This window comes from Agrobacterium sp. 22-221-1 (assembly GCF_053522445.1).
In genome coordinates this window covers 263,314-287,905 of record NZ_JBNWCL010000005.1, presented here as the reverse complement: position 1 = coordinate 287,905, position 24,592 = coordinate 263,314, and the positions used below count along the sequence as shown (strand labels likewise).

24 protein-coding genes and 1 riboswitch are annotated in these 24,592 nt (G+C 60.5%); of the genes, 13 read left to right on the top strand and 11 right to left on the bottom strand.

Going from position 1 to position 24,592, the window contains the following annotated elements:
- Positions 1-24 precede the first annotated feature (24 nt).
- Positions 25-561, top strand: a complete 537-nt coding sequence (locus ACQZ5N_RS10520) for an anthrone oxygenase family protein (RefSeq protein WP_448732838.1) — start codon at positions 25-27, stop codon at positions 559-561.
- A 371-nt stretch (positions 562-932) separates the two neighbouring features.
- Positions 933-1,559, top strand: coding sequence for a glutathione S-transferase family protein (locus ACQZ5N_RS10515; protein ID WP_059760392.1), 627 nt, complete (start codon positions 933-935; stop codon positions 1,557-1,559).
- A gap of 76 nt (positions 1,560-1,635) precedes the next feature.
- On the opposite strand, the gene ACQZ5N_RS10510 is transcribed toward ACQZ5N_RS10515, so the two are convergent.
- The 3 genes from ACQZ5N_RS10510 to recA form a co-directional block, all read right to left on the bottom strand.
- Complete coding sequence (locus ACQZ5N_RS10510) at positions 1,636-2,019, bottom strand: VOC family protein (RefSeq protein ID WP_448732837.1); 384 nt, start codon at positions 2,017-2,019, stop codon at positions 1,636-1,638.
- 98 nt (positions 2,020-2,117) lie between these two features.
- Entirely contained in the window at positions 2,118-4,781 is a 2,664-nt protein-coding gene (gene alaS / locus ACQZ5N_RS10505) for an alanine--tRNA ligase (RefSeq protein ID WP_448732836.1), read from the bottom strand.
- A 231-nt stretch (positions 4,782-5,012) separates the two neighbouring features.
- Positions 5,013-6,104 (bottom strand): recombinase RecA, encoded by a 1,092-nt coding sequence (gene recA, locus ACQZ5N_RS10500; RefSeq protein WP_059760399.1) that lies wholly within the window; start codon positions 6,102-6,104, stop codon positions 5,013-5,015.
- A 246-nt stretch (positions 6,105-6,350) separates the two neighbouring features.
- Here recA and ACQZ5N_RS10495 point away from each other — a divergent pair, with 246 nt between their 5' ends.
- Both ACQZ5N_RS10495 and ACQZ5N_RS10490 read left to right on the top strand, forming a co-directional pair.
- A complete protein-coding gene (locus tag ACQZ5N_RS10495) occupies positions 6,351-7,292 on the top strand; it encodes a carbohydrate kinase family protein (RefSeq protein WP_448732835.1) in 942 nt (313 codons plus the stop codon).
- 29 nt (positions 7,293-7,321) lie between these two features.
- Positions 7,322-8,245 carry a pseudouridine-5'-phosphate glycosidase gene (locus tag ACQZ5N_RS10490; RefSeq protein ID WP_003525163.1) on the top strand — a complete coding sequence of 308 codons (924 nt, stop codon included), beginning with the start codon at positions 7,322-7,324 and terminating at the stop codon, positions 8,243-8,245.
- A 286-nt stretch (positions 8,246-8,531) separates the two neighbouring features.
- Here the strand turns inward: ACQZ5N_RS10490 and ACQZ5N_RS10485 are convergent, their stop codons facing one another.
- Positions 8,532-10,808 carry an OmpA family protein gene (locus ACQZ5N_RS10485; protein WP_448732834.1) on the bottom strand — a complete coding sequence of 759 codons (2,277 nt, stop codon included), beginning with the start codon at positions 10,806-10,808 and terminating at the stop codon, positions 8,532-8,534.
- A 336-nt stretch (positions 10,809-11,144) separates the two neighbouring features.
- On the opposite strand from ACQZ5N_RS10485, the gene ACQZ5N_RS10480 reads away from it, so the two are divergent.
- The 5 genes from ACQZ5N_RS10480 to ACQZ5N_RS10460 all read left to right on the top strand — a co-directional run bounded on the left by ACQZ5N_RS10480 (position 11,145) and on the right by ACQZ5N_RS10460 (position 15,005).
- Positions 11,145-11,918 carry an ABC transporter substrate-binding protein gene (locus ACQZ5N_RS10480; protein ID WP_003525132.1) on the top strand — a complete coding sequence of 258 codons (774 nt, stop codon included), beginning with the start codon at positions 11,145-11,147 and terminating at the stop codon, positions 11,916-11,918.
- A gap of 112 nt (positions 11,919-12,030) precedes the next feature.
- Positions 12,031-12,834 (top strand): ABC transporter permease, encoded by an 804-nt coding sequence (locus ACQZ5N_RS10475; protein WP_003525133.1) that lies wholly within the window; start codon positions 12,031-12,033, stop codon positions 12,832-12,834.
- Positions 12,831-13,661 carry an ABC transporter permease gene (locus ACQZ5N_RS10470; RefSeq protein WP_125146936.1) on the top strand — a complete coding sequence of 277 codons (831 nt, stop codon included), beginning with the start codon at positions 12,831-12,833 and terminating at the stop codon, positions 13,659-13,661. The genes ACQZ5N_RS10475 and ACQZ5N_RS10470 overlap by 4 nt, the downstream gene beginning before the upstream one ends.
- A 168-nt stretch (positions 13,662-13,829) precedes the next feature.
- The gene (locus ACQZ5N_RS10465; RefSeq protein ID WP_003522173.1) at positions 13,830-14,096 is read left to right on the top strand and encodes an usg protein; all 267 of its coding nucleotides are present in this window, start codon (positions 13,830-13,832) and stop codon (positions 14,094-14,096) included.
- Between the two features lie 84 nt (positions 14,097-14,180).
- The gene (locus tag ACQZ5N_RS10460; RefSeq protein WP_448732833.1) at positions 14,181-15,005 is read left to right on the top strand and encodes a methyltransferase domain-containing protein; all 825 of its coding nucleotides are present in this window, start codon (positions 14,181-14,183) and stop codon (positions 15,003-15,005) included.
- A 147-nt stretch (positions 15,006-15,152) separates the two neighbouring features.
- Here ACQZ5N_RS10460 and ACQZ5N_RS10455 read toward each other — a convergent pair whose 3' ends face one another.
- From ACQZ5N_RS10455 to ACQZ5N_RS10440, 4 genes are all read right to left on the bottom strand, one after another.
- On the bottom strand, positions 15,153-16,118 hold the full coding sequence (locus ACQZ5N_RS10455) for an aliphatic sulfonate ABC transporter substrate-binding protein (protein WP_269827506.1): 966 nt from the start codon (positions 16,116-16,118) through the stop codon (positions 15,153-15,155).
- Positions 16,119-16,403: 285 nt separating this feature from the next.
- On the bottom strand, positions 16,404-16,892 hold the full coding sequence (locus ACQZ5N_RS10450) for an Lrp/AsnC family transcriptional regulator (protein ID WP_003507846.1): 489 nt from the start codon (positions 16,890-16,892) through the stop codon (positions 16,404-16,406).
- 70 nt (positions 16,893-16,962) lie between these two features.
- Entirely contained in the window at positions 16,963-17,607 is a 645-nt protein-coding gene (locus ACQZ5N_RS10445; RefSeq protein WP_448732832.1) for a uracil-DNA glycosylase family protein, read from the bottom strand.
- Positions 17,600-18,193, bottom strand: a complete 594-nt coding sequence (locus tag ACQZ5N_RS10440) for a thermonuclease family protein (RefSeq protein WP_448732831.1) — start codon at positions 18,191-18,193, stop codon at positions 17,600-17,602. The genes ACQZ5N_RS10445 and ACQZ5N_RS10440 overlap by 8 nt, the downstream gene beginning before the upstream one ends.
- Positions 18,194-18,301: 108 nt before the next feature.
- On the opposite strand from ACQZ5N_RS10440, the gene pdhS2 reads away from it, so the two are divergent.
- Entirely contained in the window at positions 18,302-19,837 is a 1,536-nt protein-coding gene (gene pdhS2, locus ACQZ5N_RS10435; RefSeq protein WP_035262217.1) for a two-component system sensor histidine kinase PdhS2, read from the top strand.
- A gap of 60 nt (positions 19,838-19,897) precedes the next feature.
- Here the strand turns inward: pdhS2 and ACQZ5N_RS10430 are convergent, their stop codons facing one another.
- Positions 19,898-20,302, bottom strand: coding sequence for a diacylglycerol kinase (locus ACQZ5N_RS10430; RefSeq protein ID WP_448732830.1), 405 nt, complete (start codon positions 20,300-20,302; stop codon positions 19,898-19,900).
- Positions 20,303-20,310: 8 nt separating this feature from the next.
- A complete protein-coding gene (gene cobT / locus ACQZ5N_RS10425; RefSeq protein WP_020012887.1) occupies positions 20,311-21,345 on the bottom strand; it encodes a nicotinate-nucleotide--dimethylbenzimidazole phosphoribosyltransferase in 1,035 nt (344 codons plus the stop codon).
- Between the two features lie 152 nt (positions 21,346-21,497).
- On the opposite strand from cobT, the gene ACQZ5N_RS10420 reads away from it, so the two are divergent.
- From ACQZ5N_RS10420 to ACQZ5N_RS10410, 3 genes are read left to right on the top strand one after another with little or no spacing between them, the layout of a single operon-like run.
- A complete protein-coding gene (locus tag ACQZ5N_RS10420; RefSeq protein WP_448732829.1) occupies positions 21,498-22,283 on the top strand; it encodes an adenosylcobinamide-GDP ribazoletransferase in 786 nt (261 codons plus the stop codon).
- 19 nt (positions 22,284-22,302) lie between these two features.
- On the top strand, positions 22,303-22,494 hold the full coding sequence (locus ACQZ5N_RS10415) for a DUF1289 domain-containing protein (protein ID WP_448732828.1): 192 nt from the start codon (positions 22,303-22,305) through the stop codon (positions 22,492-22,494).
- Positions 22,491-23,198: a TIGR02281 family clan AA aspartic protease gene (locus tag ACQZ5N_RS10410; RefSeq protein ID WP_137003715.1), complete on the top strand. Its 708-nt coding sequence runs from the start codon at positions 22,491-22,493 to the stop codon at positions 23,196-23,198. The genes ACQZ5N_RS10415 and ACQZ5N_RS10410 overlap by 4 nt, the downstream gene beginning before the upstream one ends.
- Before the next feature lie 267 nt (positions 23,199-23,465).
- Here ACQZ5N_RS10410 and ACQZ5N_RS10405 read toward each other — a convergent pair whose 3' ends face one another.
- Positions 23,466-24,068, bottom strand: a complete 603-nt coding sequence (locus ACQZ5N_RS10405; RefSeq protein WP_125146930.1) for a hypothetical protein — start codon at positions 24,066-24,068, stop codon at positions 23,466-23,468.
- 291 nt (positions 24,069-24,359) lie between these two features.
- Positions 24,360-24,510: riboswitch (FMN riboswitch) on the top strand.
- The last annotated feature ends 82 nt before the right edge of the window (positions 24,511-24,592 follow it).

Here is a 24,592-nt window from a genome sequence, read left to right as displayed (position 1 = left end):
TACGGTTATTTGACGGAGGTTTTGATGTCCAGCTCATTTCTGCACGAGATCAGAACAAGGCATTTCCCCGCGCTCGCCATCGCAAGAGAACCGGCAATATCGGTCTTGCGCATCGTTGCTCCGCTGAGCCTTGGCGTGATGGCCGGATTCTTTTTCGCCTTCAGCAACCCCGTGATGATGGCTTTCCAGCAACTGGAGGCCGATATCTTCATTCCGGCATTCAACGGCATCAATATCAGCGTCCGCAACGGCGTCTTCTTCACCGCCTTCTTTGCACCGCTGGCGGCCCTTCTCGCCGCCGTGGTCGTTGATCGCAACAACAGGCTGCTATGGTTATTGGCCTTGATCATCTACACCGTCGTCGTCATTCAGACGCGAATGGTCAATGTTCCGATCAACGAGTTTTTCAAGACTGTTACCGCCGACGTGCCGACCGACTGGCAGGAACTGCTGGACCGCTGGGCACTTTCCAACCTTCTCCGCACCGTGCTCACCACGGTCGCATTTTTTCTGGCGCTGCTCGCGGCAACGAGGCATGCGGGAAGAAAACCAACCCACTAAACTGCAATAGCTTCTCTTTCCAAAGCACCGGCCGCCAATGCGATTGATGGCTGACGGGCGGCGATAGGAGCGAACCCGGACCCGGCGCGATGCCGGGTTTTCTTTTTTGTTCACAGTATCTTGATTAGCCGTTGTACTAGGCGCAGACTTCGATTCCGCGTGCTGCGGCCAGTACAACAATAAGACAAAGCTTAAACAGCATCTACTTGCACATAACTTGCCCGGCACAGTCAAACGTTCATCGGAGCATCGGCGCGATCTTAGGAAACACGCGAAGGATGTTGCGAACTTTAAAAATGCGAAGCGCAGGCGCGAAATCCGCATCGGTTTTCCCATGATGCTTCGACGATTTTGCTTGGGGAGGCAAAAGCATGAGTGAATTGATCTTCTACACCAACCCCATGTCGCGCGGACGCATCGCGCGATGGATGCTTGAGGAAGTGGGCGTTCCATACCGAACGGAAATACTGGGCTTCGAGACCTCGATGAAATCGCCCGCCTACCGGCTGATAAATCCGATGGCGAAGGTGCCCGCCATCAAACACGGCGATACCATCGTCACCGAGGCGGCGGCGATCTGCGCCTATCTCGCCGATGCCTTTCCCGGCGCGAACCTTGCGCCCACACCCAAGGCGCGCGGGCTTTATTATCGCTGGATGTTCTTCGCCGCAGGCCCGCTGGAAATGGCGGCGAGCATGAAGGCGATGGGTTTCGAAGTGCCCAAGGAGAAGCTGCGCATGGCCGGCTGCGGCAGCTATGCGGATGTGATGAATACGCTTGAGCGGGCCGTCAGCGAAAATCGCTTCATCGCCGGCGATCTCTTCACGGCGGCGGATGTCTATGTCGGCGCCCATATCGGCTGGGGCCTGCATTTCGGCACCATCGAAAAACGCCCGGCCTTTCTCGACTACATGGCGCACCTCACCGACCGCCCGGCCTACAAGCGGGCCGCCCAGCTCGACGAGGAAGCGGCGAAGGACTTGCAGGCAACCGGATAAGACCGGTCAGCCACGCCGCTACCGATAAACAATAGCCCGCCCGAAAATCGAATATCCGATCGATCATCGCGGCGGGTTATGTACCGGACTGGCCGAGCGGCTCCCCGACCTCTATCGCGTGCCCGTCCGGATCGTAAAAACGAAAAACCCTCTGTCCCCAGGCCTGTCGCTTGAGAGGATGGATAAGCTCCACATGCGGCGCGATATTTCGAAAAGCCGCATCGACATCCGCATGTTCGAAATAAAGCAGCATATTCCGTCTGCCATAGGGTTCTTCCGCGCTCGACGATGTGCCCCAGACCGTCTCCGCGAGCGACCGCCCCTCGTGGATTGCAAAACCGCTTTCAAAGAGGACAAAGTTTCCGAAATCCTCGACAATCTTCAGGCCGAGCCTGTCACGATAAAACGCCTTCGAACGGCCGACATCGCGCACGAAAGGAATAGGATTTACAAAGCGCATCGCTTCCCCCGTCGCGTCCTCGGCACGCAACCATCTTGCCTTTGAAGGCGGAAACAAAAAAGGCGGGGTAAAACCCCACCCTCTTCAATTCACGCCGATCAGGCAGCCAACGCCGCCGCCACCGCTTCGATGGCATCCTGCGCCCTGGCGCCATCCGGGCCGCCGGCCTGCGCCATATCCGGTCGGCCGCCGCCGCCCTTGCCGCCAAGTGCGGCGGAAGCAGTGCGGACGATATCGACAGCGCTGAAACGGGCCGTCAGATCTTCGGTCACGGCAGCGACAGCGCTTGCCTTGCCGTCTTCGGAAACGGCGATCAGCAGCACGACGCCCGAGCCGAGATTGGCCTTGGCCTCATCGGCAAGACCCTTGAGGTCCTTGGCATCGATACCGGACATGGATTTTGCCAGGAAGTTGACGCCAGCAACCTGCTTGACATCGCTTGCGCCGGCATCCGCCGAACCGCCGCCCATGGCAAGCTTCCGGCGGGCATCGGCAAGCTCGCGCTCCAGCTTCTTGCGCTCATCGAGCAGACCTTCGACACGCGACAGTACATCGCCCGGCTGAACCTTCAGCGAAGAAGCAAGCGCCTTCACCCGCTCATCCTGTTCGGCCAGATAGGCAAGCGCCCCCTGCCCGGTCACGGCTTCGAGACGGCGCACGCCCGCACCGACGGCGCTTTCGCCGAGAATGCGGATGAGGCCGATCTGGCCGGTGGCCGCCACATGCGTGCCACCGCAAAGCTCGACGGAATAGGGACGGTTGGCTTTTGCGCCATGCAGGCCGGTGCCCATGGAGACGACGCGAACTTCGTCGCCGTATTTTTCACCGAACAGCGCCATGGCGCCCTCGGCAATGGCGTCGTCGACGCTCATCAGGCGCGTCACGACCGGCGAGTTCTGCAGCACGATTTCGTTCGCCATTTCTTCGACGACCTTCAGCTCCTCGGCCGACATCGGCTTCGGATGCGAAACGTCGAAACGCAGGCGCTCAGGCGCAACCAGCGAACCCTTCTGGGCAACATGGGTGCCGAGCACTTCGCGCAGCGCCTCGTGCAACAGGTGGGTGGCGGAATGGTTGGCGCGCAGGCGCGAGCGGCGGTCATGATCGACCGTCAGCTGCACGGCATCGCCCACCTTGAGGCCGCCCTTGGAGACCGTGCCCAAATGCACGAAGAGGCCTTCGCCCTTCTTCTGGGTATCGGAAACGGCAAAGGCGCCATTGTCGCCGGAGATCACGCCGGTATCGCCCATCTGGCCGCCGGACTCGCCATAAAACGGCGTCTGGTTGACGACGACCTGCACCGTCTCGCCATCGGCAGCGCTATCCACGGCCTTGCCGTCCTTGACGATCGCCTGGATGACGCCTTCGGCGGTTTCGGTGTCGTAACCGAGGAATTCGCTCGCGCCGAGCTTTTCCTTGAGCTCGAACCAGACGGTCTCGGTCGCCTTGTCGCCGGAACCGGCCCAGTGCGAGCGGGCTTCCGCCTTCTGGCGCTCCATCGCATCGGTGAAGCCGGAAATATCGACGCCGATTTCGCGGGCGCGCAGCGCATCCTGCGTCAGGTCCAGCGGGAAACCATAGGTGTCGTAAAGCTTGAAGGCGGTTTCGCCATCCAGCATGTCGCCCTTGTGCAGCGTCGAGGTGGCGTCGGAGAGCAGCGACAGGCCGCGTTCCAGCGTCTTGCGGAAACGGGTTTCCTCAAGCTTCAGCGTCTCGGAAATCAGCGCCTCGGCGCGCACCAGCTCCGGATAGGCGCGGCCCATCTGCTGCACCAGCGCCGGCAGCAGCTTGTAGATCAGCGGCTCGCGCGCGCCGAGAAGTTCGGCATGGCGCATGGCGCGGCGCATGATGCGGCGCAGGACATAACCGCGACCTTCGTTCGACGGCAGGACGCCATCGGCGATCAGGAAGGCGGACGAGCGCAGATGGTCGGCGATGACGCGGTGGCTGGCGCGCTTTTCACCTTCGGCCGGAACGCCGGTCGCTTCCACGGAAGCGGCAATCAACGCGCGGAACAGGTCCGTATCGTAATTGTCATGCTTGCCCTGCAGCAGCGCCGAAATACGCTCAAGGCCCATGCCGGTATCGATTGACGGACGCGGCAGGTCGATGCGCTCTTCCTTCGTCAGCTGCTCATATTGCATGAAGACGAGGTTCCAGATTTCGATGAAACGGTCGCCATCTTCTTCCGGCGAGCCGGGCGGGCCGCCCCAGATATGATCGCCATGATCGTAGAAGATTTCAGAACAGGGGCCGCAGGGGCCGGTATCGCCCATCGCCCAGAAATTGTCGCTGGTCGGAATGCGGATGATACGGTCGTCGGAGAAACCGGCGATCTTCTTCCAAAGGTTAAAGGCCTCGTCGTCGGTGTGGTAGACGGTGACCAGCAGACGGTTGCGGTCGATGCCGAATTCCTTGGTGATCAGGTTCCAGGCATGGGTGATCGCTTCTTCCTTGAAGTAATCGCCGAAGGAGAAATTGCCGAGCATTTCGAAAAACGTGTGGTGACGGGCGGTATAACCGACATTGTCGAGGTCGTTATGCTTGCCGCCGGCACGCACGCATTTCTGCGCCGAAGCGGCCGTGGAATAGGGACGGCTTTCAAGACCGGTGAAGACGTTCTTGAACTGCACCATGCCGGCATTGGTGAACATCAGTGTCGGATCGTTGCGCGGCACCAGCGGGCTGGAGGGCACGATCTCGTGTCCGTTCTTCTTGAAGTAGTCGAGAAAGGTCGACCGAATTTCATTCACACCGCTCATGCCCACACACCGCTCACAGCTGGAGTCCATCATTGCCATCGGGAACGATGGCTTTATTGCAAAATCACTGGCTTTTATCGTTCGCATCCTGCCCTGTCCAGCCATGGAGGCGAAGCAAGACATATAGGCAAATAAAAAGGGCCACGCGAAGAAAAATCGCACGACCCTTTTTGATCTATACCAGTTCGGCAAAGTCTGCGGGCGGCAATGCCCGAGCCTTCACGGAAGGTGTCAGCCTTCGTCGGAGCCGTCGTCGCCTTCGCCGGCGTCCGGCCCGCCATTCTGCAGGAAGCGGTCAGCGATCAGGCCCGCATTCTGGCGCAGCGCCAGTTCGATCTCATTGGCCGTTTCCGGATTGTCACGCAGGAATATCTTGGCGTTTTCACGCCCCTGCCCCAGACGCTGGCTGTTATAGGAGAACCATGCACCGGACTTCTCGACGATGCCGGCCTTCACGCCGAGATCGACAAGCTCACCGGTCTTGGAAACGCCTTCACCATACATGATGTCGAATTCCACCTGCTTGAAGGGCGGCGCCATCTTGTTCTTGACGACCTTGACGCGCGTCTGGTTGCCGACAACCTCTTCGCGCTCCTTGACGGCGCCGATACGGCGGATGTCGAGACGAACGGACGCATAGAACTTCAGCGCGTTACCGCCCGTCGTCGTTTCCGGCGAACCGAACATGACGCCGATCTTCATGCGGATCTGGTTGATGAAGATCACCATGCACTTGGACTTGGAGATCGACGCGGTCAGCTTGCGCAGTGCCTGGCTCATCAAACGCGCTTGAAGACCCGGCAGGCTATCGCCCATTTCGCCTTCGATTTCCGCCCGCGGCGTCAGCGCCGCAACGGAGTCGACGACCAGCACGTCAACCGCGCCGGAACGCACCAGCGTATCGGTAATTTCCAGCGCCTGTTCACCCGTATCGGGCTGCGAGATCAGAAGGCCCTGCAAATCCACACCGAGCTTGCGGGCATAGACCGGATCGAGCGCATGTTCGGCGTCCACGAAGGCGCAGATGCCGCCCTTCTTCTGGGCTTCGGCAATGGTCTGCAATGCCAGCGTCGTCTTGCCCGAGCTTTCCGGGCCATAAATTTCAATGATGCGCCCCTTCGGCAGACCGCCGATGCCGAGCGCGATATCCAGGCTGAGCGAACCCGTCGAAACGGTCTCCACTTCAACCACATTTTCATTGGAACCGAGCTTCATGATCGATCCCTTGCCGAACGACCGTTCGATCTGGGAGAGCGCCGCTTCCAGTGCCTTGCTTTTATCCACCGATTTATCCTCTACGAGACGCAAAGAATTTTGTGCCATCCGAACCACCTTTAGGTTATTGAAGCCGCACAGGCAATGAAGCAGTATGGAAACGGTATGTACTCTATTTGTTCTCATTTCGCAAGGCTGAGCCAGCATATTGAAAACAAATAGCGATAAGTCGTTTGTTCTGCTTTCGTTTTTCCGTGCCCGGCCTATGGCCGCAAACCGGATGCGAGGTCAGGAAGACGTCAGTTTAGGCCGAATCGTCCGGTCTTTCCATCCGCCAAAGAGGGAAACGCAAGCGTGAAGAAAATACTCGTTCTGGGCGGCGCGCATATCGACAGGCGCGGCATGATCGAGACTGAGACGGCGCCCGGCGCGAGCAACCCCGGCTCCTGGATGGAAGAGGCCGGCGGCGGCGGTTTCAACGCCGCGCGCAATCTTTCCCGCCTCGGTTTTCAGGTCCGCATCATCGCCCCGCGCGGCGGCGACGTCACCGGTGAGGCGGTGGCGGAGGCCGCACGGCAGGCGGGTGTGGAAGACACGCCCTTCACCTTCCTGGATCGCCGCACGCCAAGCTACACCGCCATTCTGGAGCGTGACGGCAATCTCGTCATCGCGCTTGCCGATATGGACCTCTACAAGCTCTTCACCCCGCGCCGCCTCAAGATACGCGCCGTGCGCGAGGCGATCACGGCGAGCGATATCCTGCTCTGCGACGCCAATCTGCCGGAAGACACGCTGACGGCGCTCGGCCTCGTCGCCCGCGCCTGCGAAAAGCCGCTGGCGGCCATCGCCATATCCCCCGCCAAGGCGGTGAAGCTGAAAGCGGCGCTCGGCGATATCGACATCCTCTTCATGAACGAGGCGGAAGCCCGCGCGCTGACCGGCGAGACGGCGGCCAATGTCCGCGACTGGCCCGACATCCTACGCAAGGCCGGGCTTGCCGGCGGCGTCGTTACCCGCGGCGCAAGCGAGGTGGTGGCCTTCAGCAGGACGGAAACGGCGATCCTCCATCCGCCCCTCATCCGCGAGGTGAAGGACGTGACCGGCGCGGGCGACGCCATGGCGTCGGGTTATCTCGCCGCCATCGCCGAGGGAAAGACGATTGCGGAAGCGTTGAGGCAAGGCGCGGCGGCAGCCGCCATCACCGTGCAATCGCCCTTCGCCACCTCCCAGGACCTATCAAAAGACAGTGTCGAAGCCATGTTGGGGCTTGTTCCCCGGGCTGAAATGCTGGCATGAACCCGCTTTTAAAAACTGGAACAGATGAAATGACCCGCCCTATCTCCCCGCTCCTGCCCATCGTCTATTCTCAGGAAGTCGCCGCCGCCAAGCAGCGCGGTGCGCCGATCGTGGCGCTTGAATCGACCATCATCACCCACGGCATGCCCTATCCCGGCAATATCGAGATGGCGGAAAGCGTCGAACAGATCATCCGCGATCAGGGTGCGGTTCCGGCCACCATCGCGGTCATTCACGGCACCCTGCATATCGGTCTTGAGAAAGACCAGCTCGAGGCGCTGGCCCAGACCACCGACGCCATGAAGGTCTCGCGCGCCGATATCGCCTTCGCGATCGCCGAGCGCCGCACCGGCGCCACCACGGTGGCCGCCACCATGATCGCTGCCGCCCGCGCCGGCATCCGCGTTTTCGCCACCGGCGGCATCGGCGGCGTGCACAAGGGCGCGGAAGAGACCTTCGACATCTCCGCCGATCTGACCGAGCTTGCGAAAACCGGCGTGATCGTCGTCTGCGCCGGCGCCAAGGCCATTCTCGATATTCCGAAGACGCTTGAGGTTCTCGAAACCAATGGCGTACCGGTCGTCACTTTCGGCTCGGAAGAATTCCCGGCTTTCTGGTCGCGCTCCTCCGGCCTGCCAAGCCCGCTCTCGCTCAACAGCCCGGCGGCAATCGCCAATTTCCAGACAACCCGCGAACAGTTGGGTATCGAGGGCGGTATGCTGGTGGCCAATCCCGTGCCGGAAGAGGACGAAATTCCGCGCGAGGAGATGGAAATCTACATCAACCGCGCCATCTCCCACGCCGAACGCGACGATATCACCGGCAAGGAAGTCACCCCCTACCTGCTTGGCGACATCTTCCGCCTGACGGATGGCCGCAGCCTGGAAACCAATATCGCGCTGGTGCGCAACAATGCGCAGCTGGCTGCGGAAATCGCGGTGGCGCTGAACTAACCGCCGGGTTTGGGATCATCCTCAAGTTTGCGGGTGATGGCAGGGGTCGAAAACCTCTCCTCCGTCATGCCGGACTAGATCCGGCATCCAGCCACGGCGTGTCTGCGCCGTGAAAGAGTCTTTCGTGATCAAGGACTTGATCACGCTGGACCCCGGATCTGGTCCGGGGTGACGGATTGCGGATGATCAAGCTTTGCCAAACGCCTCGGCGCTGGGGACATCGTAAGCAACAAAAAGGCCCGGAGAGCCTGCGCTTTCCGGGCCTTTGTTTTTCATCAGAACCTAGTCACTTCTGGGCGACCGGCTTCACCAGCGGCGTCACGCGGCGGATGGTGACGCGGCGGTTCTGCTGTTCCGGGCCGAGCGTCTGGACCTTCAGGTAACGCTCACCATAACCTTGCGTCGCGAGGTTTTCCGGCGGAATGCCGTAAACATCGGTCAAGACGTTGGCGACGGAAGCGGCGCGTTCGTCGGAAAGCACGAGGTTGCTTTCATCCGAGCCGACGGCGTCGGTATGGCCTTCGATCAGGAAGGTTTCACCCGGGTTCTTGTCCAGCGCCTTGTTGATCGCATCCGCCACCTTGCGCAGCGAACGGGCCTGCGTCATCGGGATTTCGGCGCTGCCGGTGGCAAAAGTGATGGTATCGAGGTCGATACGGCGCACCTTGTCGCGGATACGGGCCGAATAACGCACTTCGTCCAGCGAATAGACACGCTCCACCGGCTCGACCGGCGGCTGTTCCAGGAAGCGGTAATAATCGCGGTCCGGATCGCTCGAGGTGTCGATGATGTAGTCCGTCACGGGAATGCGCAGGCGCATCGGCGGCAGGTCGAGGCCCGGATCGCGATAGACGTAATCGCGGTCGGGATCTTCCATCAGCTCCGGTGCATAGAACAGCACATATTCGCGGCCGCGATCGTCGATGCGCGAGCGCTGGATCACGTCGCCATATCGGTTGCGGATCGTCACCACCTGCGTTCCGTCACGACGCTCCACGGTTTCGCGGACACGGCCGCCGGGCAGACGCTCGTAATAGGGCTCGCCGCCATCGCGAATGAAGCGCTGGTTGTCGTCGCCGCGCACCACGACACGGTCGCCGAATTGCAGGATGATCGGCGCATCGCGGTCGCGGTCACGCGGGCGGCCTTCGCGCGGCTGCCATTCGCGCACGCCTTCCGGCCGCTCATATTGCGGGCGGCGGTCGACACGCTCGCCCTGCTGCGAGGTGATGGCTTCCATCTTGACGGGCGGCGGCGGGGCTTTGCCTTCGGCGGCGCCGGCGCGCTGCGCCTCGGCGTCGGAGGTCGGAACCTTTACGTCACCGGCCTGTTCGCGTTCACGACGGCGCTCCTCGCGGGTCTGGCGGTTGCCGGAACGTTCCACTTCCTTGTCACTGTCGAGAACGGCGGCACCCTTGTCGACCGGCAGAATGACGGTATCGGCGGTCTTGGACGGGTCCTTGGCGATTGCCTTGGCCTTGTCCAGCTCTTCCTTCGTCATCGGCGGCGCTTCCGTCTGCGGAACAGCAACCTGATTGGGAACGGGTTCGCCGGCCGGCGCCTGTCCGGTTGTCGTACCGCTCGGCGGCGGCGTCGGCGCGCCTGGCAGCGGGGCTGCGGGTTCGGTTCTGCCCTGACCCTCTACCGGCGGCTGTTCCGAAGGCTGACGGCCCGGTGCGGGGTCGGGCTGGGCTTCAGGTGCCGGCGGACGCGCGGGCGTCGGCGCTTCGGTCGGAACCGGTGCTTCCTTCGCGGCGGGCTCGGGGGCGGCCGGCTTTTTCTCCGGAACGGCTTTTTCGGCCGGCTCGGCTTTCTGTTCCGGGGCCTTTTCCTCTACCGGTGGCTTTTTGGCGGGTGCCGGTTCGCGGGGCTTGGCCGGCTCGCCGGCATTTTCAGGGCGTGCTGCGGGCTCCTGTTCGGCAGCAGGTTCCTTCGCGCGCTCCTTGCGGGGACGCTCGGGACGCTGCTCGCCCTCACCTGCGGGCTGCTCGGCCCGTTCCGGCTTGCGCGGACGTTCCTTCGGCTGCTCTTCGGCCGGTGCGGCTTCGGGCGCGGCTTCGGGCGCGGCCTCGCGCTGGCGTGCGGGGCGCTGTTCGCCCTCGCCCTGCGGCTCCTGTGCGCGTTCGGGTTTGCGGGGACGCTCCTGCGGCTGCTCGGCCGGCGCGGGCTCCGGGCGGGCCTCACGCTGCTGCGGTTCCCGCTGGGGTTCGGGCTGCGGTTCCCGCTGCGGCTCAGGGCGCGGTTCGGCAGGCGCGGCTTCGCGCTTGGGCTCCGGTTCACGCTGCGGCTCCGGCGCACGCTCCTGTCGTTGCGGCTCGGCCTGCGGCTGCGCCTCTTCGGCCTGCTTGCGACGCTTGCGCAGTTCCTCTTCCGGGTTCGGTTCTTCCGGCTGCGCCTGCGCCAGAATCATCCGGCCGGTCGCAGCATCGCCGGGAAGCGCCTGCGACACGGGCGTCTGCGCCCGCGCAGCACCGGCAAAACCGGCCGCGGCCGGCTCGACCGCAATCGCCAGCGACATGAGGGGGAAAACCACCCCCGTCAGCAATGTGTTCTTCTTCAGCATCGGTGTTTCCTCATCTGCCATTATTGGTCGCCAGTCTTGCGACATCTTGATTCCGGCTGCGCGTGCAGGCGCTGGTCAACGCCTCGCACACACTTCGGTTCCCATGATGGACAAAGCCTTCTGTACCGGAAATGAACAGATCAAGGCGTTTTCGTGGAAGCTCTGCGGCACAATCGCGGTCACTAATATTGCAGTTGCATTTTTTGACCAACCGGATGAATAATCGCATCCGCGCTGAAGGCTACAGGCGGCATCATCCGCTGCGCCCTGCGCCCATGGCGTCCGCACTGACAACAACAACAGACCGCGGATGAACGACCAAAAGAGAGGATCGAAATGCCTATTTCCACCCGTCTGCTCGCAGCCGTATCGATTGCCGCCATCTCGCTGTTTTCCGGCGCAGCCCTCGCGCAGGACAAGATCGTCATCGGCACCGAAGGCGCCTATCCGCCCTTCAACAATCTCGAAGCCGACGGCACGCTGACCGGCTTCGACATCGACATCGCCAAGGCGCTGTGCGAACAAATGAAGGCCGAGTGCACCTTCGTCACCAATGACTGGGACGGCATCATTCCCGCCCTTCAGGCCAAGAAGTTCGACGCCATCATCGCGTCCATGTCGATCACGCCCGAGCGTCTCGAGAAGGTCGACTTCTCCAAGAAATATTACAACACCCCGCCGGCCATCGCCGTGCCGAAGGATTCGCCGATCAAGTCCGTCGACGATCTGAAAGGCAAGTCGCTCGGCGCGCAGGGTTCCACCACCCACTCCAACTATGCCGAAAAGCATTTCCCCGATGCCGACGTGAAGATGTATCCGACCGCCGACGAATATAAGCTCGACATCGCCAATGGCCGTATCGACGCCGTCATCGACGATATCGTCGTTCTGTCGGAATGGCTGAAGACGGATGCGGGCGCCTGCTGCAAGATCCTGACGCCGCTTCCGGTCGATGTCGAGATCAACGGCAATGGCGCGGGCGTTGCCGTCCGCAAGGGTGACACGGCGCTTGCCGACAAGTTCACCGCCGCCATCGCCGGCATTCGCGCCAGCGGCAAGTATCAGGAGATCAACAAAAAATACTTCGATTTCGACGTTTACGGCGAGTAAGCCCGTTCCATCTGTTGAAATCTCGTGGCGGAAGGCTTGCCCTTCCGCCATTTTTGTTTGAAAACGTCACGATAACAATCACGGCGGCTTAAGACCGCAGGGGAAAATTGGCATGAGCGGAGCATTTTCCGCCATAGGTGCGTTCTGGACCTATGTCTCGACACTTCTCGATCCCTTCTGCGGGCCGGTCGGTCTCTTCTCGCTTTTCGGAAACGGCACCCTGGTCGCCTGCGGCGATGCGGGCTGGGGCGATGAAATCGCCTTCGGCGTCAAGGTCACCATCTCGCTGGCGCTCGCCACCCTGCCCGTCGGGCTGCTGATCGGTTTTCTCATCGCGCTCGCCGCACAATCGGAAGAAAAATCGCTGCGGCTGGCGACCGGCATCTACACCACCATCTTCCGCGGCCTGCCGGAACTCCTGACGCTCTTCATCGTCTATTACGGCATTCAGATGCTGCTGCAATCGGTGGCCGGTTATGTCGGCATCACCGGTCCGGTCGAGATCAACGCCTTCGTGGCGGGCATGGTGGCGCTGTCCGTGGTGTTTTCGTCTTATGCGTCCGAAGTGCTGCTCTCCGCCTTCAAGGCCATACCGAAGGGGCAATATGAAGCGGGTGCGGCACTGGGGCTTTCGCGGGGCCGCACCATGGTACTCATCATCATTCCGCAACTGGTCAGGATCGCCCTTCCCGGCATGACCAATCTCTGGGTCATCCTGCTCAAAGACACGTCCTACGTCTCGATCATCGGCCTTGCCGATATCGTTCGCCAGACCGGCATCGCCGCCCGCGTCAGCAAGGAAGCCTTCTTCTTCTATGGCATCGCCTGCCTGCTCTACCTCATCCTCGCGCTGCTTTCCTCCATCGGCATCGGCTTCATCGATCGCTGGTCGCGCAAGTCGGAGGTAAGCCGATGAGCCATATTCAGGAACTCATTCCACCCCGCCCCGCCCCGGCCGTTGCGGACAAGCCGCTCAATATTTCGCGCATCGTCGGCATCGCCGTCATCACGCTCTGGCTGCTGCTCGCCGCCGGGCTGATCTTCGCCATGATCGAGGGCTGGGACTGGGACAAATTCCAGCGTTACGGGCCGCGCTATATCGACGGTCTCATCACAACCATCACCCTCGTCGGCAGCTCGATCATTCTCGGCGCCATTCTTTCCGTGCCGATCGCCTTCGGCCGCATGTCGGAAAACCGCATCATCGGCGCGCTGGCCTATGCCTATGTCTACGTCTTCCGCAGCACGCCGCTTTTGGCGCAGCTTTTCCTGATCTATTACGGCCTCGGCAGTTTCCGCCAGGGGCTGGAAACCGTCGGCCTGTGGTGGTTCTTCCGCGAGGCCTGGTATTGCGGCCTGTTGTCGCTCACCCTCAACACCGCCGCCTATCAGGCCGAAATCCTGCGCGGCGCGATCCGCAGCGTGCCGCGCGGCCAGCATGAGGGCGCCGCCTCGCTCGGCCTGTCGAAACTCGTCACTTTCCGCAAGATCATCCTGCCCCAGGCGCTGATCGTGGCGCTGCGTCCCTATGGCAACGAAATCATCCTGATGATCAAGGGTTCGGCGGTGGTCTCCATCGTCACGGTCTTCGACCTGATGGGCCAGACCCGCTACGCCTTTTCCCGCACCTTCGACTATCAGGCCTATCTCTGGGCCGCGATCTTCTACCTGACGATCGTCGAAACGCTGCGGCATGTCTGGGCATGGCTGGAAGCCCGCCTGACCCGGCATCTCAAGCGCTAGTCGCAACGTTGGCAGCACTCATCAATGAAGGCTGCCAACATTTTGAAAAATATAAATATTTTGTGACAACCCATGTCTTTGGCAAGCTTGGATTAACCATGACGTGTTCCCATATTCGATACAGCGGTAACGCTGTGATCGGCAATCATGGAAACGGGAACCGCCGTCATGAACAAGGACATGGAAATGATGCTGAGAGGCTACGGCCTCACCACCGCCCAGATATTTTATCGCCTGCCGGATCATCCGCTGGTTCTCCAGACCTATGTCTGGCAGGACTACGATCTTGCCCCGGACTTCCCTGAGATGCATGGCTTCCTCAAATTCTGGAAGGAAAAGCTCGACGGTCCTTTGCACTCCGTCCGCTACGTGCACCGGCAGGTAATCTCGGCGCAGGAATGGCGCGCGCTCAAGGGGGAGTTCATCATCCACTGAGCCGTCGCGCCACATAAACATTGCGCCCGTCCCCGATGCGGCTTACAGCAAACCTCAACTGAAGATGCTGACGGATAAGGCACGATGACGAAGAACCAGAAAATCGACGAAGAGGCGCTTGCCGAGGCCTATAACCGCGCGCTCGCGCTTGAAAAAGCCGGCGACGTGGACGCGGCGGTGAAGGCCTATGAAGAGGTTCTGGCCATCGATCCCGACGATCACGGCGGAGCGGCCGTGCGCATCGCCGCCATGGGCCGGGGCGAAACCCCGCCGAAGGCGCCCGACGCCTATGTCGAAACCCTGTTCGACCAGCATGCCGAAGCTTTCGAAGATATTCTTGTCGAACAGCTCGGTTACGCCGTACCGATGATGGTGCGCCAGCGGCTGCAGACGCTGAACCTCGGCCCCTTCAAGCGCCTGCTCGATCTCGGCTGCGGCACCGGTCTCACCGGCGAAGCGCTGCGCGACATGGCCGACGATATCACCGGCATCGATATTTCCGAAAACATGGTCGAAATCGCCCATGAGAAGTATCTCTACGAGACGCTCTACGTCGCCGAAGCCGAGGATTTTCTCGAGGATAATGACGACGAACCTTTTGACATCATCACCGCCACCGATGTGCTGCCCTATCTCGGCGCGCTGGAACCGCTGTTTTTCGGCGCCGCCGAAAACCTCAATGCCGGCGGCCTGCTGATCTTCTCGTCGGAAACCCTGCCCGAAGCGACCCTGGCCGGACGCCCCTATATGGTCGGCCCGCACCAGCGTTTCGCCCATGCGGAAACCTATGTCCGCGAAAGACTGGCGGCGACCGGTTTCGAGGTTCTTGAGGTGACCGACATCAACGTGCGCATGCAGGACGGCAATCCGACGCCCGGCCATCTGGTGATCGCCAAGCTCAAGGGCTGATGCCCTAACATTGCGGCAGATTTCTTCTCCCCGCCGGGGAGAAGAAACAAGCGGGACATGCTCGCCCTACGTTTAAGGAACATTGCTGAATCAACCTCTCAGCAACACCCGCCAGCGGGTTGAAGAGACTCACCTTTTCCGACCCGCTCAGCTCGCCTTCGGCCGCCAGACGATATCCGCCACGTTGAGTTTCTTCGGCACGATCTTCAGATCGTAGAACTCATCCGCAAGCGCCTGCTGATAGGCGATGGCCTCATCCGGAACCAGCGAAACCCGCCCGAGATCGGCGCCCGGGCGCGTCAGCGAGACCTTGGTGACATCTTCGGGAACGCCGGTGATCGACGCCAGCGACTTTGCCGTTGCATCGATATTGGCCTGCGCTTTCGCACCCACATTCGCCAGCTCCTTGAGGATCAGCGGCACGAGATCGGGATTGGTCTCCACGAAATCGCCATTGGCAAGGAAATAGCTCCACGGATCGACGATGCCTTCGGCGGTCGAGAGAACCCGCGTCGTCGGCTCCTTTTCCGCCACGGCGAAATAAGGATCCCAGATCGACCAGGCATCGATGCTGCCGCTGCGGAAGGCGGCGGCCGCATCCGGTGGGGCAAGATCGACCGGCGTAATGTCATTCAACGTCAACCCTGCCTTTCGCAACGCCTTGACGGTGACATTATGCGCGCTGGAGCCGCGCTTGAAGGCGACCTTCCTGCCTTTCAGGTCTTCCAGCGTCTTCAGCGGCGAATCCTTCTGCACGAGGATGGCCGATCCGCCGGCCGCCGCTTTGTAAGTACCCACATAACGCAGATTGCCACCGGCGGCCTGCGCGAAAAGCGGCGGCACATCGCCGGTCGGGCCGATATCCAGCGCGCCGGCACCCAACGCTTCGAGAAGCGGCGGCCCGGAGGAAAATTCCGACCATTTGACCTCGATGCCGCGATCCTTCAGCAACGCTTCGAGCGCGCCCTGGCTTTTCGCGAGCGCTATCACGCCATTCTTCTGCCAGCCAATCCGCAATGTGGTGGTTGCGGCACTCGCCCGCCGGATATGCGGCAGAAACACCGCCCCGGTCGCACCTGCAATCAGTCCCAATGTTCCGCGTCGTGTAAGCATATGGATATCCCTCGCTATTCCATCCTTCGACAGTAAAAGCGTAGATATTCGAGAGATTTTATCAAAATCGCAGTTTGCGCGGAGACAGCGCCGGGAGAATTGAATGTGCGAATTTGCCACGATGGGCGGAATAGAATTGTCGCGCCCCGGCGGGGGCTACCGGATGGACCTTCCGGCTGGATCAGCCCCTGACGGGCCAGATCGACGGGAAAAACAACCCGCAAATGAAAATGCCCTCCCCGGCAACCGGAAAGGGCATTGGTCGAAAAACTGACCGGCGGCGGATCACTCCTCGCCGGATTTCGGATTGTCCAGCAGCATGTAATCGAGCGGCAGCTCGGTCGTATATTTGATCTGCTCCATCGCGAAGGCGGAGGACACGTCGCGAATTTCGATCTTGGCGATCATGCGCTTGTAGAAGGCGTCATAGGCCGCAATATCAGGCACCACGACGCGCAGCAGATAATCGACATCGCCGCTCATGCGGTAAAATTCGACGACTTCCGGAAACTCGGAAACCACCTCGGAGAAACGCTTCAGCCATTCGATGGAATGGGAGGCGGTGCGGATGGAGACGAAAACCGTGACCTTGGTGTTGACCTTGACCGGATCGAGCAGCGCCACGCGCCGGCGAATAACGCCGTCTTCCTCCATCTTCTGGATACGCCGCCAACAGGGCGTCGTGGAAAGGCCGACCTTTTTCGCCAGATCGGCAACGGCCAGCGTGGAATCCTCTTGCAGAATGCGCAAAATCTTACGGTCTAGGCGATCCAATGCGTCTATCCTCCTGAATTAATTTCCTTTCAATACACTAATTTTTGCAGAAAAACAGAAAATTGTTTCACTAAAGCCGCATTTCCACATGTTGTCGCAGAACCGGCAGCAGTTCCTCCGTGAACCATGGGTTCTTTTTCAGCCAGCCGGTATTGCGCCAGCTTGGATGCGGCAGGGGAAAAATGCCGGGGCCGGAATTGGCATGGAGAAAGCCGCGCCAGTCCTGCACCGTTGCCGTCATGGTCTTGCGCCGCCTTTCACCCAGATGAAAAGCCTGTGCATATTGGCCAATGGCGAGGATCAGCTCCACCTGCGGCATCGCCATTATTACCCGCTCACGCCATTGCGGCGCACATTCGCGCCGGGGCGGCAGGTCGCTGCCCTTGTCGTCATAACCGGGAAAACAGAAGCCCATGGGCACGATGGCGAAACGATCCGGATCGTAAAATGTCTGCCGGTCGACGTTCAGCCATTGGCGCAGCCGGTCGCCCGAGGCATCGTTGAACGGCAGCCCCGTTTCATGCACGCGAAGCCCCGGGGCCTGCCCGGCAATCAGGATGCGCGCCTTGGTCGACATGACGACCACCGGCCGGGGTTCGTGCGGCAGGCGATCGGCCATTCCCCTGAGCGGCTTGTCGCGACAGAGACGACAGCCGGCGATTTCGCCGCGTAGTCCGTCGAGCCCGTCATCACGCACCGCTGCTAGCTCAACCATGATCCCACCCCAGAAGATGACGGACAATGGTGAGGAAACCCGCCGCCGGCGTTTCCAGATCCGCGGCACGGTGTTCCCGCCGCCACTGCGACGGTTTCTCGAATTCTCCCGCCCAGATGCCCAGTGCCTGCCTGCGCGCCGCCGCCTGCTCGCTGGAGAACTGGAAATAACCGGATGCGACGGCAAAACCCGCCGACACCATTTCCGATGAGACATCCCTGCCGCCGGCGGAACAATAAACCAGCAGCCGCCCGTAACGGTCCCTGGAACTGCCGGAACAGGAAAAATCCTCAGCCCCGGCCAGCCTTTGCAGGACACGACGCGCTTCCGCGCCGCACGGCCAGCTTTCGCTGCCGCGCAGGCATGTCTGCGCAAGCTCCGGCGCATCGATGCCAAGCAGCCGGAAACGTTCCTCACCCTTCGACAGCGTATCGCCATCGATCACGAAGAAGCGGCCGCTATAGGTTTCGCTGTTGATCTGGTCGAGCTTGGCCGCGATCAGAATGCCGAGAAAAACCGTGGCGAGAAAAAGCCCGCCATCGCGAAATGCCGAAAACCGCCTGCCCTTGCCTCCATTTCGTCTCATGTAACAACAAACCCTTGTCAGAAATGGCAAACAAATCCTTTCACGGCAGCATCTTCTTAAGATTTTGCGCGTAGTCTGCAAGGGTTCATGTCACCCTGCGTTGTAACAATGAGTAAAAGCGTCAGCACGTCCACCGACAAGATCATCGTCGACCGGTCGAAAAAGCACCGCAACAAGGCGGTCTTCGACACGGTGAAGACGACGCGTGAACGCCTGCAGCAGGGGGCCGGCGCAAGCGACGCCTATGAACGCGAAATGCTGACCATGCACATCGCCGAAACCCTGCAGGGCGCGATGATCATGCCGCTTTTCATCCTGCTCGCCTCCATCATCGGCCTTTATATAACCCGCGACATCAGCCTGATCATCTGGTCGCTGATTGCGCTGAGCTTCCACGCCTTTTCCCTGCTCTTGGCCAAGCGGGCGGCAAAACAGGAAATCACGGCCGACAATCTTCAGCACTGGAAAAGTCTCTTTCTCGGCATGCAGATCCTCATCGGCTGCGCCTGGGCGATGTTTGCGCTGGCCGAACCGGTGCGCAACGACCCGACGCTCGTGCTTTTCTTCAAGGGCTCGACGCTGCTGATCGCGCTTTCGCTCACCGCCATGGCCAATTTCATGCTGCGACGGGCGACCTTCATGACCTTTTTGCCGGTGCTGGCGGCTCTCTGCATGACATCGGCCATTTCGCGCAATCCTTTCGATGTCGGTCTCGCGCTGATGTTCGGCATGGCCATCCTCTTCTGTCATCGCATCACCAGCCGCCTTTACCAGACCAGCATCAAGCTCCTCTCCTCGCAGACGGAAAAGGACGACCTGATCGCCGAACTCGAAGTCGCGAACTCGGTTTCGGACGAGGCGCGGCGGCGCGCGGAAGAGGCCAATCTGGCGAAATCGCGCTTTCTCGCCTCCATGTCGCACGAGCTGCGCACCCCGCTCAACGCCATTCTCGGTTTCTCCGAGGTCATGTCATCAGAGGTGCTCGGCCCGCTCAACAATCCGCTCTACAAGGAATATTCCGGCGATATCCATCGCTCCGGCCAGCATCTGCTTGATCTCATCAACGAAATCCTCGACCTGTCGCGCATCGAAGCCGGCCGCTATGACCTCAACGAAGAAGCGATCTCAATGCTGGAAATCGCCGAGGATTGCATCGGCATGATCCAGCTTCGCGCCCGCGCCAAGAACATCAAAATTTCCCAGCAGTTCGAAAACAGCCTGCCGCAGGTCTGGGCCGATGAGAAATCCATCCGTCAGGTCATCCTCAACCTGCTGTCCAACGCCGTGAAATTCACGCCGCAGGGCGGTGAAATCCTCGTGAAAGCCGGCTGGACGGCGGGCGGCGGCCAATATGTCTCGATCAGGGATAACGGCCCCGGCATTCCCGAGGACGAAATTCCCGTGGTGCTGTCCGCCTTCGGTCAGGGATCGATCGCGATCAAGAGCGCCGAACAGGGAACCGGCCTTGGCCTGCCCATCGTTCAGGCCATTCTCGCCAAGCATGACGGCCAGTTCATCCTGAAATCGAAACTGCGCGAGGGCACCGAAGGCATCGCCATCCTGCCGGCCAAACGCGTGCTGCAGAGCCTGCCGGCCGTGGAAGAAACCCACGCCATCCAGCCGCGCCGGCGGTCCTTCGCTTAGGGTATTTCAAGGAAAAGTGGCCCCGGTTTTCCGTCCGGAAATGCCTTGAGGCTAACAACTTCAGAAGAACAGCGTCGTTACCAGCGAATACAGCACGAAAAATCCGTTCGCCATCAACAGGCAGAAGACGGCAAAGGAGCCGAGGTCCTTGGCATGCCGCCCGACCGAGGAGATTTCCGGCGAAATGCGATCCACCAGCTCTTCGATGGCGGTATTGAGCGCCTCGACCGAAAACAGCAACAGCATCAGCACCGTAAAGACGAGAAGATGCGCAAAGGGTGCGCCGACGATCAGAAGCAGGGCAAGCCCGACGCCGAAGGCGAGAACCTCATGCCGGAACGCCGCTTCCTGCCACAGCCGGCCAAGCCCCTGCACGGAATAGCGCGCCGCGGCAAAAAGATGCCGCCAGCCTTTTTCCTTGCGAAAGGCGGGTTCCGGTTGCTTCTTTTGCGGCGTCAGGTCCATCTTCGGCCTCAATGGTCGGTGCGGGAACTGATGCGGGTGTCCACACCCGCCGCTTCGAATGTCGCCATGCCGGAATGGCAGGCGGCGGCAGCCTTGACGATGCCGGCGGCAAGCGCTGCCCCCGTGCCTTCGCCGAGACGCATGCCAAGCGCCAGAAGCGGCGTCTTGCCGAGCTTTTCAATGGCGGCCAGATGGCCCGGCTCACCCGAGACATGGCCGATCAGGCAATGGTCGAGCGCCGAAGGATTGGCAGCCTTGAGGAGAGCGGCAGCGGCCGTCGCCACATAACCGTCGATCAGCACGGGAATGCGCTGCACGCGGGCGGCAAGGATGGCGCCGGCAATCGCTGCGATTTCGCGTCCGCCGAGACGGCGCATGATCTCCAGCGGATCGGACAGATGATCCTTGTGGAACTCCACCGCTGCCTTCACCGCCGCGATCTTGCGAGCCATGACTTCGCCTTCCGAACCGGTGCCCGGACCGGTCCATTCTTCCGCCGTGCCGCCATAAAGCGCCAGATTGATCGCCGCCGCAATGGTGGTGTTGCCGATGCCCATTTCGCCGACGCAGAGAAGATCGGTGCCGCCGGCAATCGCCTCCATGCCGAAGGCCATGGTGGCGGCGCAGTCGCGCTCGGAAAGCGCCGGTTCGCAGGTGATGTCGCCGGTCGGGTAATCGAGCGCCAGATCGAAAATCTTCAGGCCAAGATCGTTTGCAACGCAGATCTGGTTGATCGCCGCGCCGCCTGCCGCGAAATTCTCCACCATCTGCTGGGTCACGGATGTCGGATAGGGCGTAACGCCGTGCCGGGTAACGCCATGATTGCCGGCGAAGATCGCCACCAGCGGACGGGTGACGGCCGGAGAACGGCCGGACCAGGCAGCCAGCCACATGGCGATTTCTTCGAGACGTCCGAGCGAACCGGCAGGCTTGGTCAGCTGCGCATTGCGCTCCTTGGCCGCCACAAGCGCGTGCGTATCCGGGCCGGGAAGCTCGCGCAGCAGCGCGCGGAAATCGTCGAAGGGCAATCCGCTCATGCTCATGATATCTGTCTTTCTCGTCGTCGGGTTGGCTGTCGCATCGGCTCATGCGTCCGGAACTTGTGTTTTCCGGCAAATCGGTCTTTGTTGCGCCTCTCATAATCGCGGATGCGCCGCGGAACAACCGGAAATGCAGCGACTGCAACGGAGAGAGCATGAAGGCCGGGGATTTTATAACAGATGTCATGCATTCCCTCGCCTTTCTGAGCCGCCTGCCCGTTCCCTCGCGGTTTTTCGATGATGCCGACGGCGTGTCGATGCGCCGCACCGCCCGCGCCTTTCCCGCCGCCGGCCTGCTGATCGCCCTGCCCGCCGCTTTCCTTATTGTGGTTTTCGCAGCCTTCGACGCCTCTCCGCAGCTCACCGGCTGGCTCGTCATTGGCCTGACGGCGCTCATCACGGGCGCGCTGCACGAAGACGGCCTCGCCGACATGGCCGATGGTTTCGGCAGCGGCAAGGAGAAGGCCCGCATGCTTGAGATCATGAAGGACAGCCGCATCGGCAGCTATGGCACGATTGCCATGATCCTTTCCTTTGCGCTTCGCGCCACCGCACTCGCCTCGCTCATTGAGACGCTGCCGGCAAAAACCGCCGCCGCCGCCCTGATCGCCGCGCTTGTCCTGAGCCGCGCCCTGATGGTGTGGCACTGGCAATCCCTGCCCGCCGCCAAAACCTCCGGCATCGCCGCCGGCGCCGGCCAGCCAGGCTCAAGCGAGCGCAACATCGCGCTGGTGATCGGGCTGCTGCTTTTCACACTCTTCACGCTGCACGCCCTGCCGCTCCTGTCGATTGCCCTCGTGCTGGCGGCAGCCTTTCTGGCGGCCGTCCTTTTCGGCAAGCTTTGCGACAGCAAGATCGGCGGCCATACCGGCGACACCATCGGCGCCTGCCAGCAGATCACGGAGATCGTGATTCTCATCGCCCTTGCCCTTGCGGCGTAACGGCCTGATATAAATCATCATGGAAACACCCTGCATCCATATCTGCCGCCTCGATGAAACCAGCAGCCTCTGCATCGGCTGCGGGCGGACGCTGGATGAAATCGGCGGCTGGGCAGGGTATAGCGACGAGAAGCGCCGCGAAATCATGCGGTTGCTGCCGCAAAGACTGGCAAACCTGCCCGAGGCCGCCAAGGAGACGCATACCGCATGAACAGGCTGACCATCGTTCTCCTCCTGCTGGCCGTCGGCCTTGGCCTGCTTCTCATCAATCACGACGGCGGCCGAACGCTCGGCATCGATAACGATCAATTCGCCCACGTGCTTTATCTCCTGCCCATTGCCGGTCTATTATCGGCCGGCATTCTGGCGGGAAGACGCGGCAGTTTCGGCACCGTCATCCGCCAGCTCGCCGTCTGGCTCGTCATCATTCTCGGCCTCGTCTCGCTCTATCTCTATCGCTACGACCTGCAATCCTTCGGCGACCGGCTGCTGGGCGGCCTGATGCCCGGCCGCGCCGTGGTGGTGACGACAGCCGGCGGCGAACAGGAAATCGTCCTGCACAAGTCGATGAGCGGCCATTTCGAAGCGAATGTAGGCGTCGAGGGCAAGACGATCCACATGCTGGTCGATACCGGTGCAAGTTCCGTGGTGCTCGCCAATGCGGATGCGGCCGCAATCGGCATCGACACCGCAAATCTCCGCTACACCGTACCGGTGATGACCGCGAATGGCCGCACGGCGGCAGCCCCCGTCACCCTGTCGGAAATCAGCATTGGCCCGATCATGCGACGCAACATCCCCGCCCTCGTCGCGCAGGATGGCCAATTGGGCCAGAGCCTGCTCGGCATGAGCTTCCTGTCGACGCTCGGTTCGCTGCAGATGCAGACCGATGAATTGCGGTTGCGGGATCGATAAGCTCCTCTCGGAGAAGGCGTCTTATCTTGCGATCAAACGCCCCCATCACAATATATGTGAAGTAACGAGAAAGGGTTGGTCAACGTTGACCCGCTGAAGCAGTGGCTTATCTCGAAAAATACCGCCACTTCGGCAAATCATTGACAGGCCGCACTGACCATGAGACAAGATTACATATTCAGCGCAGGAGTTCTCAACATGATCGGTCCAGATCCTATCCTACTTTGATCTAAACGTCCTTCCACTGTAGAGAAGCGAAGCGTCGAACTATGGTTTCGGCGCTTTTTGGTTTTTTGAGATGCCCGGCGAACGGATTTTTCGCTTTAGTTTGTATCCCCTGTATTTTCCTTCCATTGTCTGCAAAAGCTTCTCGCCGGTTTTCTTTGCCTCTTCCGCGTGCTCGTAGAGGCTACGAATGGCGCTCTCCCGACCCTCGAGTGAAATATTGGTGAAACTCTTACGGTATATTCCATCTATCTTGGCGCGGATTTTATCCAAAACACCATAGAAATAGACGACATCGCCAATATACTCTCTTCCAGTGGCCGATATGGAATCGATATTCTTCAGATAGAAATGTGTGTGACGTGCATCTGTAATATGCGGGACGAAATCTTTGTTTTCCTTGATGCGCTCCCTGAAAGTCACATAGGAAATAGGTGCCGCAAGGAAGATCGCCATATCGGCTGTATTAAAGTCGATTTCCGCATACAGGGATCGAATAAATTTCTCTTTTTCTCGCGATTTTTTCCAGAATCCTACGCCCACCGCTACAAATTGTCCAAGTATCCACAGCGTGAAGGCTGTGGAAGCCGCGACCAACGCGGCGAGCAATTGCGGGCTTTCAGATATTTGCTGCGTCGCTGACATGCAACAATTCCCTTAAATATAAAAAAATACACATTGTAATAACGAAAATATAAAAATCATAAGATTCCAATATTAACAACATAAATACGATACTTCAGATGGCGAGCGGGCCACGATTTGCGCCGCCAATATCAAATCGGTCTCGATGGAAAAACACGGTAGGAACTCGACCTAAAACGGGCGGAACTAAAATACTCGTAGAAACGCCTTTCCGAGAGATTTCTTTCTGCCCGGCCCTCGCCCAACGAACCATTGCCCCTTGATTCCTTCCCATTTGATAATTTATGTTGGTTCCGTTCTCAGGGCGGGGTGCAATTCCCCACCGGCGGTATCGGGATTTTTCCCGGAGCCCGCGAGCGCTTCCGGTCTCCAAAGCCGGAAGGTCAGCAGATCCGGTGAGAGGCCGGAGCCGACGGTATAGTCCGGATGGAAGAGGACAAGGCATAGGACGCCCGCGCGTGAGCGGGCTTCGCATTGCATTGTTCGCCCAAGGGATATTTGGCGCTTCTCGAAGCGCGAAAATG

What these genes read in the sequence shown, in the direction of transcription:
- ACQZ5N_RS10520 (WP_448732838.1), top strand. Translation starts at nt 25, where the DNA reads ATGTCCAGCTCATTTCTGCACGAGATCAGAACAAGGCATTTCCCCGCG.
- recA (WP_059760399.1), bottom strand. Translation starts at nt 6,104, where the DNA reads ATGGCACAAAATTCTTTGCGTCTCGTAGAGGATAAATCGGTGGATAAA.
- ACQZ5N_RS10415 (WP_448732828.1), top strand. Translation starts at nt 22,303, where the DNA reads ATGGAAACACCCTGCATCCATATCTGCCGCCTCGATGAAACCAGCAGC.
- cobT (WP_020012887.1), bottom strand. Translation starts at nt 21,345, where the DNA reads ATGAGCATGAGCGGATTGCCCTTCGACGATTTCCGCGCGCTGCTGCGC.
- alaS (WP_448732836.1), bottom strand. Translation starts at nt 4,781, where the DNA reads ATGAGCGGTGTGAATGAAATTCGGTCGACCTTTCTCGACTACTTCAAG.
- ACQZ5N_RS10480 (WP_003525132.1), top strand. Translation starts at nt 11,145, where the DNA reads ATGCCTATTTCCACCCGTCTGCTCGCAGCCGTATCGATTGCCGCCATC.
- ACQZ5N_RS10465 (WP_003522173.1), top strand. Translation starts at nt 13,830, where the DNA reads ATGAACAAGGACATGGAAATGATGCTGAGAGGCTACGGCCTCACCACC.
- pdhS2 (WP_035262217.1), top strand. Translation starts at nt 18,302, where the DNA reads ATGAGTAAAAGCGTCAGCACGTCCACCGACAAGATCATCGTCGACCGG.
- ACQZ5N_RS10510 (WP_448732837.1), bottom strand. Translation starts at nt 2,019, where the DNA reads ATGCGCTTTGTAAATCCTATTCCTTTCGTGCGCGATGTCGGCCGTTCG.
- ACQZ5N_RS10460 (WP_448732833.1), top strand. Translation starts at nt 14,181, where the DNA reads ATGACGAAGAACCAGAAAATCGACGAAGAGGCGCTTGCCGAGGCCTAT.
- ACQZ5N_RS10445 (WP_448732832.1), bottom strand. Translation starts at nt 17,607, where the DNA reads ATGGTTGAGCTAGCAGCGGTGCGTGATGACGGGCTCGACGGACTACGC.
- ACQZ5N_RS10440 (WP_448732831.1), bottom strand. Translation starts at nt 18,193, where the DNA reads ATGAGACGAAATGGAGGCAAGGGCAGGCGGTTTTCGGCATTTCGCGAT.
- ACQZ5N_RS10420 (WP_448732829.1), top strand. Translation starts at nt 21,498, where the DNA reads ATGAAGGCCGGGGATTTTATAACAGATGTCATGCATTCCCTCGCCTTT.
- ACQZ5N_RS10490 (WP_003525163.1), top strand. Translation starts at nt 7,322, where the DNA reads ATGACCCGCCCTATCTCCCCGCTCCTGCCCATCGTCTATTCTCAGGAA.
- ACQZ5N_RS10455 (WP_269827506.1), bottom strand. Translation starts at nt 16,118, where the DNA reads ATGCTTACACGACGCGGAACATTGGGACTGATTGCAGGTGCGACCGGG.
- ACQZ5N_RS10430 (WP_448732830.1), bottom strand. Translation starts at nt 20,302, where the DNA reads ATGGACCTGACGCCGCAAAAGAAGCAACCGGAACCCGCCTTTCGCAAG.
- ACQZ5N_RS10470 (WP_125146936.1), top strand. Translation starts at nt 12,831, where the DNA reads ATGAGCCATATTCAGGAACTCATTCCACCCCGCCCCGCCCCGGCCGTT.
- ACQZ5N_RS10475 (WP_003525133.1), top strand. Translation starts at nt 12,031, where the DNA reads ATGAGCGGAGCATTTTCCGCCATAGGTGCGTTCTGGACCTATGTCTCG.
- ACQZ5N_RS10485 (WP_448732834.1), bottom strand. Translation starts at nt 10,808, where the DNA reads ATGCTGAAGAAGAACACATTGCTGACGGGGGTGGTTTTCCCCCTCATG.
- ACQZ5N_RS10515 (WP_059760392.1), top strand. Translation starts at nt 933, where the DNA reads ATGAGTGAATTGATCTTCTACACCAACCCCATGTCGCGCGGACGCATC.
- ACQZ5N_RS10410 (WP_137003715.1), top strand. Translation starts at nt 22,491, where the DNA reads ATGAACAGGCTGACCATCGTTCTCCTCCTGCTGGCCGTCGGCCTTGGC.
- ACQZ5N_RS10405 (WP_125146930.1), bottom strand. Translation starts at nt 24,068, where the DNA reads ATGTCAGCGACGCAGCAAATATCTGAAAGCCCGCAATTGCTCGCCGCG.